This window comes from Sulfuricella sp. (assembly GCF_035531155.1).
GTDB lineage: Bacteria > Pseudomonadota > Gammaproteobacteria > Burkholderiales > Sulfuricellaceae > Sulfuricella.
Window position 1 is genome coordinate 65,748 of record NZ_DATKTK010000030.1, and the last position, 12,011, is coordinate 77,758.

General features: G+C 58.2%; 12 protein-coding genes. 8 read left to right on the top strand and 4 right to left on the bottom strand.

The features are described 5' to 3' along the window. The first annotated feature begins 118 nt into the window (after nucleotides 1–118). Nucleotides 119–2,287, top strand: coding sequence for a 1,4-alpha-glucan branching protein GlgB (gene glgB / locus VMV64_RS06300; protein WP_325329105.1), 2,169 nt, complete (start codon nucleotides 119–121; stop codon nucleotides 2,285–2,287). Nucleotides 2,288–2,445: 158 nt separating this feature from the next. Then, complete coding sequence (gene pgi, locus VMV64_RS06305) at nucleotides 2,446–4,089, top strand: glucose-6-phosphate isomerase (protein ID WP_325329106.1); 1,644 nt, start codon at nucleotides 2,446–2,448, stop codon at nucleotides 4,087–4,089. 49 nt (nucleotides 4,090–4,138) lie between these two features. Here pgi and pgl read toward each other — a convergent pair whose 3' ends face one another. The 3 genes from pgl to VMV64_RS06320 all read right to left on the bottom strand — a co-directional run bounded on the left by pgl (nucleotide 4,139) and on the right by VMV64_RS06320 (nucleotide 6,348). After that, a complete protein-coding gene (pgl, locus tag VMV64_RS06310) occupies nucleotides 4,139–4,837 on the bottom strand; it encodes a 6-phosphogluconolactonase (protein WP_325329107.1) in 699 nt (232 codons plus the stop codon). Between the two features lie 219 nt (nucleotides 4,838–5,056). Beyond that, nucleotides 5,057–5,791, bottom strand: a complete 735-nt coding sequence (locus VMV64_RS06315) for a hypothetical protein (RefSeq protein ID WP_325329108.1) — start codon at nucleotides 5,789–5,791, stop codon at nucleotides 5,057–5,059. After that, entirely contained in the window at nucleotides 5,788–6,348 is a 561-nt protein-coding gene (locus tag VMV64_RS06320; RefSeq protein WP_325329109.1) for an RNA polymerase sigma factor, read from the bottom strand. The genes VMV64_RS06315 and VMV64_RS06320 overlap by 4 nt, the downstream gene beginning before the upstream one ends. A 189-nt stretch (nucleotides 6,349–6,537) precedes the next feature. On the opposite strand from VMV64_RS06320, the gene VMV64_RS06325 reads away from it, so the two are divergent. From VMV64_RS06325 to VMV64_RS06350, 6 genes are all read left to right on the top strand, one after another. After that, nucleotides 6,538–6,993 (top strand): DsrE family protein, encoded by a 456-nt coding sequence (locus VMV64_RS06325; protein WP_325329110.1) that lies wholly within the window; start codon nucleotides 6,538–6,540, stop codon nucleotides 6,991–6,993. A gap of 62 nt (nucleotides 6,994–7,055) precedes the next feature. Next, complete coding sequence (locus VMV64_RS06330) at nucleotides 7,056–7,865, top strand: hypothetical protein (protein ID WP_325329111.1); 810 nt, start codon at nucleotides 7,056–7,058, stop codon at nucleotides 7,863–7,865. After that, nucleotides 7,862–8,464: a porin gene (locus tag VMV64_RS06335; RefSeq protein ID WP_325329112.1), complete on the top strand. Its 603-nt coding sequence runs from the start codon at nucleotides 7,862–7,864 to the stop codon at nucleotides 8,462–8,464. The genes VMV64_RS06330 and VMV64_RS06335 overlap by 4 nt, the downstream gene beginning before the upstream one ends. A gap of 132 nt (nucleotides 8,465–8,596) precedes the next feature. Continuing rightward, complete coding sequence (glgA, locus tag VMV64_RS06340; protein ID WP_325329113.1) at nucleotides 8,597–10,048, top strand: glycogen synthase GlgA; 1,452 nt, start codon at nucleotides 8,597–8,599, stop codon at nucleotides 10,046–10,048. A gap of 215 nt (nucleotides 10,049–10,263) precedes the next feature. Next, nucleotides 10,264–10,653, top strand: coding sequence for a PA2779 family protein (locus tag VMV64_RS06345; RefSeq protein ID WP_325329114.1), 390 nt, complete (start codon nucleotides 10,264–10,266; stop codon nucleotides 10,651–10,653). A 47-nt stretch (nucleotides 10,654–10,700) separates the two neighbouring features. Then, nucleotides 10,701–11,318: an ABC transporter substrate-binding protein gene (locus tag VMV64_RS06350; RefSeq protein WP_325329115.1), complete on the top strand. Its 618-nt coding sequence runs from the start codon at nucleotides 10,701–10,703 to the stop codon at nucleotides 11,316–11,318. A gap of 113 nt (nucleotides 11,319–11,431) precedes the next feature. On the opposite strand, the gene VMV64_RS06355 is transcribed toward VMV64_RS06350, so the two are convergent. After that, nucleotides 11,432–11,752: an EF-hand domain-containing protein gene (locus VMV64_RS06355; RefSeq protein WP_325329116.1), complete on the bottom strand. Its 321-nt coding sequence runs from the start codon at nucleotides 11,750–11,752 to the stop codon at nucleotides 11,432–11,434. Nucleotides 11,753–12,011: the final 259 nt, after the last annotated feature.

Sequence of the window (12,011 nt, forward strand, 5' to 3'; positions counted from 1 at the left end):
CGAGCACAGCTGACGCGGAGCGTCCAATGAAAGATTATAGCAGACCGAAATCTCCCGCAAGCCAAGTAACAGCCGTTATAATCCAAATATATTCGACCTAATGGAAACATGAAACCCCATGAAAGGTAATCCGCGGATAAAGTCTTTACTTCAAGCTCGGCTGCATGATCCTTTCGCCTTCCTCGGCACGCACCAGGCCAACGGAAGCTGGACAGTCCGGGTATTTGCACCCTTTTCCGAGAAACTCTGGCTACAGATGGGAGACGGCTGGGAGGACATGCAAAAAACCGACCCGCATGGCCTGTTCGAGTGGTGCGGCAGGGAAGCGCCTCCCGCTCCGTGCCGTCTACGCCACCTGCAAAACGGGATACTGAAAACCAGCCACGACCCCTATTCCTTCCCCAGCACCATCAGCGAGCACGACCTCTTCCTTTTCGGCGAAGGCCGGCTCTATCAGGGCTACCGCATGCTGGGCGCGCAGCCGATGGAAAGCCTCGGCATTGCGGGCGTGCGCTTCGCGGTATGGGCGCCCAACGCAGAAAGAGTCAGCGTGGTCGGCGACTTCAACTACTGGGACGGCCGCTTCCACCCGATGCGTAGCCTGGGAAGCTCGGGAGTGTGGGAAATTTTCATTCCCGGGCTTCCTCCCGGCAGCCTGTACAAATTTGAAATCCGTAACCGCCACAGCGGCCAGATACTGGTCAAGGCCGACCCCTACGCCAGAGAATTCGAGCTGCGCCCCAACACCGCAGCCCGCATCGCTGCGCCTGCAGGCCATGCCTGGCAAGACAGCGCCTGGCTGGAGAAACGCAAGAACCTCGACTGGCTGCACGCGCCGTTCAACATCTACGAAATCCATGCCGGCTCGTGGCGGCGTCACCCCGACGGGCGCTTCTACACCTGGCGCGAACTGGCCGAAAGCCTCGTTCCCTACGTCAAGGAAATGGGTTACACCCACATCGAACTGCTGCCGATTTCCGAACATCCGCTGGATGAGTCCTGGGGCTATCAAACCACCGGCTACTTCGCCCCGACCTCGCGCCACGGCACGCCGGACGAACTGCGCGCCTTCGTCGACGCCTGCCACCAAGCGGATATCGGCGTCATCCTCGACTGGGTACCGGCGCACTTCCCGCAGGACGCCTGGGCGCTCGCCCGTTACGACGGCACCGCCCTGTACGAGCACGAAGACCCGCGCCTTGGCTTGCATATCGACTGGGGCACCCACATCTTCAATTTCGGCCGGCACGAGGTAAAAGGCTTTTTGTTGTCCAGCGCCCATTACTGGCTGGAGGAATTCCACCTCGACGGCCTGCGCGTCGACGCGGTCGCTTCCATGCTCTACCTCGACTACTCGCGCAAGGCCGGCGAATGGTTGCCAAACAAGTATGGCGGACGGGAAAATCTCGAAGCCATCGAATTCCTGCGCCAGCTCAACATCATGGTGCACGACGAGTTTCCCGGCGCACTCACCTTCGCCGAGGAATCCACTTCCTGGCCGATGGTGTCGCGCCCGGTCTACCTCGGCGGCTTGGGCTTTTCGATGAAGTGGAACATGGGCTGGATGAACGACACCCTGACCTACATGCAGAACGATCCGGTGCACCGCCGTTACCACCACAACGAACTCACCTTCGGCCAGCTTTACGCCTACACGGAAAATTTCGTGCTGCCGTTCTCCCATGACGAGGTGGTGCACGGCAAGCGCTCTCTGCTCGACAAGATGCCGGGCGATGGCTGGCAGAAATTCGCCAACTTGCGCCTGCTGCTCACCTACCAGATGACCTACCCCGGCAAGAAACTCAATTTCATGGGCAACGAAATCGCCCAGGGACGGGAATGGCGAATCGGCGGAGAGCTCGACTGGTGGCTGCTGGAGCGCAAACAGCACCAGGGAATGAAAAGCCTGTCGCGCGACCTCAACCGCCTCTACCACGACCTGCCCGCCCTGCACCAGCTTGACTTCACGTCGGACGGCTTTGCCTGGATCGATTGCCACGACGCCGACCAGTCGGTGCTTTCTTACCTGCGGCGCGACCGCAATGGCGCGTTCGTGGCGGTGATTCTGAACTTCACGCCGGTGCCGCGCCGCGGCTACCGCATCGGCGTGCCCCGGCCCGGCCTGTACCGGGAGATCTTCAACAGCGATTCCCTGTATTACGGCGGCTCCAACCTGGGCAATGGCGAAGGGGCGGCCACCGAGAGCACGCCATGGATGGGCCACCCCCACTCCATCGTAATCACCGTGCCGCCGCTGGCGGGGATCGTATTGGCTTTGGCCGAATAAAAACATTCACCGCAGAGGCGCAGAGACGCAGAGGAATAAATGGGTTACGGCAATTTTCCGTCTCTCCAAATGGGTGAGATCATGCAATATCATAACGCATTGTTTTTTCTCAGCGCCTCTGCGTCTCTGCGGTTCAACTGAGTTTTTTAGGATCAATTATGTCCGCCCTCACCCGCTCGACACCCTGGCAGGCGCTGAAGGCGCACCAGAAAACGCTGGCCTCCACCTCGCTGCGCGAGCTGTTTGCAACCGACCCCAAGCGCTTCGATAAATTCTCCCTGGAAGCCTGCGGCATCCTGCTGGATTACTCGAAGAACCGGATCAATTCGGAGACCATGACGCTGCTGGCGGCGCTGGCGCGTAAAGTGGACATCGAAGGCTGGCGCGAAAAGATGTTAGTCGGCGATAAAATCAACTTCACTGAAAACCGCGCGGTACTGCACACGGCGCTGCGCAACCGCTCCAGCCGTCCGGTCATGGTCGATGGACACGATGTCATGCCTGAAGTGCGGCGCGTGCTCGGCAAGATGCGCGAATTTTCGGAAAGCGTGCGCTCGAGGCACTGGAAAGGCTACACCGGCAAGCCGATCACCGACATCGTCAACATCGGCATCGGCGGCTCCGATCTCGGCCCGGCAATGACCTGTCTGGCGCTTGCACCTTATGGCAAGCCGGGGTTGCATGCCCACTTCGTCTCCAATATCGACGCCACCCAGCTGGCGGAGACGCTGAAGCGGCTCGACCCGGCAACCACGCTGTTCATCGTCGCCTCAAAAACCTTCACCACCCAGGAAACCATGACCAACGCGGCTTCCGCGCGGGCTTGGCTGCTCCGCTCGGCGGGTGACGAAGCCGCGGTGGCCCGGCATTTCGTCGCCGTTTCCACCAATACCGCAGCCGTCGCACAATTCGGCATCAACACCGCGCACATGTTCGAATTCTGGGACTGGGTGGGCGGACGCTACTCGCTGTGGTCGGCGATCGGCCTGCCGATTGCCGTTTTCATCGGTATGGACCATTTCGAGGCCTTGCTGACGGGCGCATTCGAAATGGACGAGCACTTCCGCAGCGCACCGCTGGAAGGCAACATGCCGGTGATCATGGCACTGATCGGGATGTGGCACGCCAACTTCTGGAATGCCCACAGCCACGCCGTGCTGCCCTACGACCAGTCCCTCGCGCGCTTCCCGGCCTACCTGCAACAGCTCGACATGGAAAGCAACGGCAAGCGTGTCGACCGCAACGGCAAAACCGTCGATTACACCACCGGTCCGGTGATCTGGGGCGAACCCGGCACTAACGGCCAGCATGCCTTCTACCAGCTGATCCACCAAGGCACCCGGCTGGTGCCGGCGGATTTTCTTGCCCCGGTTGAAAGCCACAACCCGCTAGGTGAGCATCACGCCATCCTGCTCTCCAACTTCTTCGCCCAGACCGAGGCATTGATGAAGGGCAAAACGGCGGAAGAAGCCCGCGCCGAACTGGAAGCGGCAGGCATGAAAGGCGCTGCTCTGAAAGAATTGCTGCCGCACAAGGTGTTCCCCGGCAACAGCCCGACCAACTCGATTTTGTTCCAGAAACTCGACCCCAGGACCTTGGGCGCGTTGGTCGCACTCTACGAGCACAAGGTGTTCGTGCAGGGCATGATCTGGAACCTCAATTCCTTCGACCAGTGGGGGGTGGAACTGGGTAAGCAGCTGGCACAGAAAATCCTGCCGGAACTTGCCGGCACGGCAGCCATCTCCTCCCACGATTCCTCAACCAACGGGCTGATCAATTACTTCAAGGGATGCAGGGGTTAGAACGCCACGCCGGAGGATGGATGCCGCCCACCGCAGTTGCCTTGTCGGGCTACTCTTTAAGCAGGACGCTTTCGGCCAGCACATCCACCCCATGCAGGGGCGTAATGGCGCGGGCAGGGATATTGGCTCCGGCGCGCCAGTTCATCACGACTTCATGCTTGCTTTCCCCCGTCACCAGGAACAACACCTGCTTTGCCTGGCTCAAGCGCCAGGCGCTCAAGCTTACCCGCTCCGCCGGGGCCTTGGGCGCATCGAATACCGGCAGAGCCACAGGAGAATCCACCCCTTGGCCCCAATCGTTGCCGGGGAACAGGCTGGCAGTATGGCCATCCTCGCCCAACCCGAGCAGCACCAGATCGAACTCTCCAACCGGCTGCAAGGTAGCGGAATAAACTGCTGCAGCTGCTTTTGCACCCATTTCAGCCGGAATTACATAAACCTGCTTTTGCGGAACCGGAACATGGTCCAGCCAGGCATCCCGCGCCATGGCGCTGTTGCGTTCGGGGTCGGCGGCAGGCAAGCAGCGCTCGTCGCCGAAATAGATATGCCAGGCTGCCCAGTTGGTCTTTAAAGCACGCAGCCTCTCATACAGGGCACGCGGGGTATTGCCGCCGGCCAGCACCAGACGGAAGGCGCCGGAGTCCGTAATTGCCTGCTCGGCGGCACGAGCAATCATGCTGACGGCTTCAGTCTGCAAGGACTGCACCGAAGAAAAAAGATACCAGCGGCAAAGTTGCGGGGGGGTCATATCTTCACCATGGAACAAGCCGCCGCATCACGGTTCCATCCATACTACCGAAGCCGATCATGCAGATATTCATGCTGCCTTCCTTTCCCATTACATCTCTTAGTATAGATCAGGAAAGCGAATGCAGAGCCCTATCCAATTCGGGTGGGCGCTACGATCTGCAACAAAAAAAAGATTGCGGCAAACGGATGCTCAGCTAAGGCGAAACTCAGGAAATTCTCATACCTTGATGTAAACCCAGTCCTCCTTCAGGCGCAGGGTAATCTGGTCCAAGGCGGAGGAGGCAACCCCGGTATGCGGTAGCAGTTGCACGTCCACCCCTTTTTCCTGGAGTTTCTTGATGGTCTGGCCGCAAGCCATGAAACCGAGGTTGGGATATTTTTCCTGCATCAAGCCGATACGCTTGGCATAGGGAGAGACATCCGCGCGCAGCAAATCGACACCCCCGCCATTGGCAACGATTTCAACCTGGAGTTTTCGGCCGGACCGCCGAGAGCTATCCAGCAGGCTCTCGGTTTCGTCCAGGGCCGTCTTGAGCCGGACCGGATTGGATGAACCCACGTGAACAATGATTTTTTGGGGCTCCGCCCCGACATCGTTGCGCTGCACGCTCTGGAGCAGGCGCCTCATTTCTCTGTCGCCCCCCATCCCTGTCCAGGTGTGGGCGAACCAGCCGGAGGCTCCGCCGATGCACAGCAGCAGGCAAGCAACCAGCGCCTGAAGATGAGATGTACGCAAACGTCGCCCTTTCACCGCCGATCTGCCACGGGTGGGAGGGTGCTCGTAGGCGTGCCGCATCCTCTCCTTCAGCCCGCGCAGTTCACACACCCGTTCCTTCAGACCATCATCATGCTCGATCGCATCGAAGGCTTGGCTTTTCTCAGCCCCGTCGAGTTGATCATCTACAAATGCATTGAGGAATTCATCTGAAACGCCTTGATCATCCCGCTTCATTTTATTCTCCTGATTTGTCTGGTCGGCGCGGACTGCACTGAGGCAAGTTCCTGCAACATTTCCTTCAACGCCCGCCGCGCACGACACAAGCGGCTCATCACGGTGCCGACCGGAATCTCCAGGATGGCGGCAACCTCTGCATAGGAAAATTCTTCCAGATCCACCAGCGTCAGCACCTGGCGCTGGCCCAGCGCGAGCCTGGCTACCGCCCCGCGCACCCGGCCCACAATCTGGGTCTGCGCATGCTCATCTTCCGGTGTGGTTTCGTGCACACAGCGGTAATCCTCTATTTCATCAATATCCTCCATCTCCCGGTGTTGCCGGAAATGATCGCGCCAGCAGTTGGTCAGGATGCTGAACAGCCAGCTGTTCAGCAGTTCCGGGGCACGCAACTGACTCGCATTTTTCAGCGCTTTGGACAATGTTTCCTGCACCAGATCATCCGCCAGCGCCACATCATGGCTCCAGGAATACGCAACCCGGTACAGGCGTACCCGGCTTTGCTCCAATTGGTCGTGGAAGACATGGGATCGGCAGAACAGGGAAAGGATTTTCATCGTATCGGAATATCGGCCTGAAAATTGAACATATAAAGTATACGACGTGGCAGCCAACGAAAATATTCCATTGCCGGTGAATTATTTAATTTTTAAAAAAAGAGGAATAAAAATCCCGCTCCAGCCGTCCACAATTGCAGTGGCAGTACACCGCTACAACTCAATTATTACAAATGGAGGCAACACATAATGAAATACCTACGTCAATTCCAGGTCATGGCCACTGCTTTCGCTCTGACACTGTCATTCGCTTCGAGCGCCGCCCAGGCCGTCGAAGCACCTGCCCCGCAAGCAGCCGCGGAGAAGCAAAAAGTAGTATTCCAGGTCAGCGCAGGCGACCCGCAAACCTGGAATCTGACACTCAACACCGCCAAGAATGTGCAGAAGGAACTGGGCGCCAAGAATGTGGACGTTGAAATCGTCGTCTTTGGCCCCGGCATCGGCATGCTCAAATTCGACTCGGCGGTGGCAAACCGGATCGACGAAGCAGCGGGTGACGGCGTCAAGATCGTCGCCTGCGAAAACACCATGAAAGCACAGAAACTGACAAAAGACGACATGCTCGCCTCCGCTGGCTATGTGCCTGCCGGCGTGATCGAGCTGATGAAAAAACAGAAAGAAGGCTACGCCTACATTCGCCCCTAAAACGGCAAAGCGTCTAGGCCGACCAAATCAATATTAAAACAACACCCTTCAGGAGAGGATATATGAAAAAAACCATACTGGCCGCCGCATTGGTCGCCGCTTTCTGGCATGCGCCCGCATCTTTTGCTACCAACTGGTTCCAGCTGCAGAACAACGAGCAGCCGGGCGCCGCACCCTATACTTTCTGGGGCTTCATCCAGCCCACCTATACGAAGAACGAAGGCGGCACAGTCAGCGGCATTCCCGCTACAGTCGTATCCCCGGTAAACGGCGCCAATGTTGCGGTTCCCGCGGCACTGCGGGCCTACAATGGCCAAACTGCCCTGTTCAATCTGGTGGGTCCTGATCTCGCCCATAGTGACCAGCTGCAGATGTTCCGCGCACGCCCCGGCGTGCGTGGCGTGATTCCAGGAACGGACGAGAAGATCAACTATTTCGCCCTGGCCGAACTCGGCAACAACGCCCTGACCCGCGAAAGGCAAGCAGTGCTCACTGACGCCACGGTGACTTTCAATTACATCCCCGGCGCACGCATCCGCGTCGGTCTGGGCCGCCTCCCGCTCGGCGAGGAAGCCATGCAAGGCGTCCAGATCATGGATTACATCAATTTCACCACCGTCACCGACCAACTGCTCAACGAGCGGTTCGTGGCACCCTACGTTAATGCCCCTGGGAGAACCTCGCCAGCAGTGGTGGGCGCGCCGATGGCGATGTCGCAACTCAAAGGCGCCTTTGGCGGATTCCGCGATGTCGGCGTCGAGGTGTACGACTGGTTCAACCGGGGCAGATGGGAATATGCCTATGCGCTGATGGCCAGCCAGGCCAATGGCATCGATTTCAGTGACGACCTCAACAGCGGCATCACGATGTGACCGCACGCGTGCAGGCCGCCTACGTGTTCCAGAGCAACGGCCCGAAACGGGAAGACGTCATGGCTTACGCCTGGCATCAGGAAGGCAAGCGCGCCTATGGCGGCACCGACTACGCCCGCATCCGCGAAGGCATCGGCGCCAAGTACCTGCGCAACGGCGTGCGGGTGGGCGGCGAATACATGCGCGCCAAAGGCATGATCTACGTGGCGCCCACGCCGCAATTCAACGACATCGGCGCCCCTGCCTACGAACCGGTCGATTTTGTGGCGCTAGATTCCAGCAACAAGGCCGACGGCTATTATCTGGACGTGGGCTGGAAGTTTGCGCCGAAATGGGAAGTGGACCTGCGCTATGACGAGCTCAGCAAAATGACGAATTCGGCCTACGACGAACGCAAGGCCAGCACCTGGACCTTGGGCGGCCAGTATTTCTACAGCCCCAAACTGCGCTTTGCGCTGAACTACGAAATCCGCGACATCAAGGTCGTTCACCCTGAGGCGCAACTTACCAACGGACAAAAAATCCAGGGCACAGCCGCGGAAATCATCGGCGGATCGGTAGGCGACCGGCTCAGCGCGCAGATGACCTGGGTTTTCTGACAGTATTAATAGCACCTCTGCACGGGGCCGCGAGCCCGGCCTTTCCTGGCTGGCTCGCGGCCCTTTCTCTCGCGGAATACCAGGCAAATAACGCATTCTGATATAATCAGCCGAAATTCAACGGTGATTTTCATGCCCGGCCCAAGCTCAAAAATATCGAAAAAATCCCTGAAAGTTCTTTTCGTCACGCCGGAAATCTACCCCCTGATCAAGACCGGCGGATTGGCCGATGTCAGCGGCGCACTGCCCGCCGCCCTGCGCGAATTGGGCGTGGATGTCCGGGTACTGGTGCCGGGTTACCCAAAAATCATGGCCGGCGCCAGGAACAAGCGGCTGCGCCACACTTTTCACGACCTGCCCGAAGCCGACGAAGTAAACCTGCTATCGGCCTCGCTACCGGGCAGTGGAGTGCCGCTCCTGATCATCGACTGCCCGGCACTCTACCAGCGCGACGGCGGCCCCTACCAGAACCCTGCCGGCGTCGACTGGCCGGACAACGCCCAGCGCTTCGCCCTGCTTTCCCGGATCGGCGCCATTCTTGGCAGCGATGCCTCGCCCCTCTCGTTCCGCCCCGATATCGTCCACTGCAACGACTGGCAAAGCGCCCTGATACCCGCTTTCCTGAACTTCATGCCGGGCAAGAAGGCTGCGACGGTAATGACCATCCACAACCTCGCCTTCCAAGGCATTTTTCCTGCGGAAACCTTCGGCCAGTCCGGCCTGCCGCCAGAAAGCTTCAACATGGAAGGGGTGGAATACTACGGCAATTTCTCCTTTCTCAAGGCTGGCCTCTACTATGCCGACCAGATCACCACGGTTAGTCCTACCTACGCCCGGGAAATCCAGCTGGAAGCCCTTGGCTTCGGCATGCAGGGATTACTCGCTCGCCGCAGCAACAAACTGACTGGGATCGTCAACGGCATCGACACGAACGACTGGAACCCCGCCACGGACCCGCATCTGGCCCAGAACTACGACGCCGCCAACCTGGCCGGCAAGGCCGCCAACAAGCGCGCCCTGCAGGAAAAGATGGGGCTGCCGCCTGACCCGGACATCCCTCTGCTCGGCGTGATCAGCCGCATCACCCACCAGAAGGGGGTGGACCTGCTGCTGGATATTGCGCCGCGACTGCTCGAAGAACCGGCGCAAATCGTGCTGCTTGGAACGGGCGATGCAGAGCTGGAAGACCGCTTCCGCCAGCTCGTCCAGGCACATCCGGGGCGGGTCGGCATCATGATCGGCTTCGACGAGGTGTTGTCGCACCTGATAGAGGCCGGCACGGACCTGTTCCTGATGCCGTCACGCTTCGAACCCTGCGGCCTCAACCAGATGTACAGCCAGCGCTACGGCACCCCGCCAGTCGCGCACGCCACCGGCGGCTTGGCGGACACGGTAGCGGACGGGATCAGCGGCTTCGTATTCGAGCCGATGACCGCAGAGGATTTTTACGGCTGCATCCGGCGTGCGCTCGCCGCCTACCGCGACAAGAAAGCCTGGCGCCAGATTCAGCGCAACGGCATGACGCGGGATTTCAGCTGGAAAAAAAGCGCCGAGGATTATCTGGCGCTGTATGGATCTATGTAATTCAGCTTAGTTGGATGCGTGGGCGGCGAGTATTGCGTGCAATCAGGAAAATTACCCGAAGCGGCCCCTTTAGTTTGGACATTTTCCCTCCTGACGATTTGACAGGTCCCGATTTCATTCCTATGCTGAAATCTCGGATCGAAATTGCCGGCTGGCGATAAATCGCGTGGCTTTTTCGATCGACCTGATTACCCCACAGGCTACAGGAGGGCATCATGAGATCGCTCAAACACGTTTTCATCGGCTTTCTGATCGCCTCATTCACATTCATCGGCATCGTGCAAACGGCCGGCGCAGCCCTGATCGACACCAGCCGGGTCGCTACCCTCAACACCGGGGAAGGCGACAGGGCGTCCATCGTCGCCAAACTCGATCGACCTGAAATCCAGGCACAGTTCGAGAAACTGGGTATCAGCAAGGCAGACGCGCAAGACCGGGCGGCTGCATTGACCGACGAACAGGCCGCTTCCCTGCGCCACAAAATCGAGAGCTTGCCGGCGGGCGGCGATAGCGTCCTCGGTGTCCTGCTGCTGATTTTCGTCATCCTGCTCGTTACCGACATTCTCGGCTTGACCAAGGTCTTCTCATTCACCCGCTCGCGATAGGCAACGGGACATATCGATTGAAGGATTTTTTCGAGGAAAGGATGGCGATGAAGACTTTACGTTTCCTGCTGCTCTTTTTTATCCTGCTTGCTGCGCCGGCCACAGCCTTGGCAGCGAAGGATGAGCCTCCCGATGTGCTCGCCAAACGCACCACCGAGGAAGTGTTGACGATCATCCGGCAAGATAGCGAAATCAAGCACAACCGGAAAAAACTGTTCGCCCTGATCGACGCCAAGGTTCTACCGCACTTCGATTTCACCCATATGACCCGGCTCGCGGTCGGGCGGCACTGGTCTGGCGCCACGCCCCAGCAGCAGCAGGATCTGGTCAGGGAATTCCGCACCCTGCTGGTCCGCACCTACTCGACCGCCCTGACTAATTACAAGAATCAGAAAGTAGTGTTCAAGCCCTTGCACATGCAACCCGGCGAGACCGATGTCACCATCAAAACCGAATCCATTCAGTCCGGTGAAAAGCCGATCCCGATCGATTACATGATGGAAAAATCGCCCGCCGGTTGGAAAGTCTATGATATCGCCGTGGACAACGTCAGCCTGATCACCAACTATCGCAGCAGTTTTTCCAGCGAGATCAATAAAAACGGGGTAGAAGGCCTGATCAAGGTGCTGAAAAACAAGAATCAGACTTCCGAAGCGGAAAAATAAACCTATAAACTGTTTTTTCAGGATTCATGACTTTTCGTCGGGGGCGGAGATTTCCGGCATCCATTCAGCCAGTCCGGCGCCGGCTTGTCGTAAAGGAAGTAGGCCGCATCCGTTTATTTCTGCTGCTGCATCTTGCTGTCGGCCGCTTTCGCTTCGCTGTAGCGGATGAATTCGGCCAGGTCGAGGCGGCCGTCATCGTTGACGTCGGCCGCCTTGAACGCCAGATCGTCCTTGTTCAAGGCTTGGAATTCTTCCAGCGACAAATAGCCATCCCCGTTCCGGTCGAATTTTCTGAATTCCTGTTTCAGTTTGGTCTGGCTTTTCTCTTCATCGCGGGTCTCGATGGCACCGACCTGAGCACACGAGGTCGCGCTTCCGATCATCAGGGCAATCAGGAAAAATGGAATAACATATTTCATTTTCGGGTTGTTCATGACTTTTCCTTTAGAAGGAACTCATCCTTAACTATAGCTCGAGTTTATGCGGATATCTTCCCCTGTCATTTCATCGGAAATAGAAACAACAGAAACAACAGAAACAACAGGGGACAGACCCTGAGGTTTCCCCTCAAATACCCACTGATGATCAATAGGTTATGCATCAAGAAAGGCATGCATGGCGCCGATATAGACCCCATCTCGGTGACCAAACGTCGATGGAGGTGGGCCATGCATGCAAAAAGGATTGTAGATG

What these genes read in the sequence shown, in the direction of transcription:
- VMV64_RS06330 (WP_325329111.1), top strand. Translation starts at nt 7,056, where the DNA reads ATGAAAAAAACCATACTGGCCGCCGCATTGGTCGCCGCTTTCTGGCAT.
- VMV64_RS06345 (WP_325329114.1), top strand. Translation starts at nt 10,264, where the DNA reads ATGAGATCGCTCAAACACGTTTTCATCGGCTTTCTGATCGCCTCATTC.
- VMV64_RS06325 (WP_325329110.1), top strand. Translation starts at nt 6,538, where the DNA reads ATGAAATACCTACGTCAATTCCAGGTCATGGCCACTGCTTTCGCTCTG.
- VMV64_RS06355 (WP_325329116.1), bottom strand. Translation starts at nt 11,752, where the DNA reads ATGAACAACCCGAAAATGAAATATGTTATTCCATTTTTCCTGATTGCC.
- VMV64_RS06350 (WP_325329115.1), top strand. Translation starts at nt 10,701, where the DNA reads ATGAAGACTTTACGTTTCCTGCTGCTCTTTTTTATCCTGCTTGCTGCG.
- VMV64_RS06320 (WP_325329109.1), bottom strand. Translation starts at nt 6,348, where the DNA reads ATGAAAATCCTTTCCCTGTTCTGCCGATCCCATGTCTTCCACGACCAA.
- glgB (WP_325329105.1), top strand. Translation starts at nt 119, where the DNA reads ATGAAAGGTAATCCGCGGATAAAGTCTTTACTTCAAGCTCGGCTGCAT.
- pgi (WP_325329106.1), top strand. Translation starts at nt 2,446, where the DNA reads ATGTCCGCCCTCACCCGCTCGACACCCTGGCAGGCGCTGAAGGCGCAC.
- pgl (WP_325329107.1), bottom strand. Translation starts at nt 4,837, where the DNA reads ATGACCCCCCCGCAACTTTGCCGCTGGTATCTTTTTTCTTCGGTGCAG.
- VMV64_RS06315 (WP_325329108.1), bottom strand. Translation starts at nt 5,791, where the DNA reads ATGAAGCGGGATGATCAAGGCGTTTCAGATGAATTCCTCAATGCATTT.
- glgA (WP_325329113.1), top strand. Translation starts at nt 8,597, where the DNA reads ATGCCCGGCCCAAGCTCAAAAATATCGAAAAAATCCCTGAAAGTTCTT.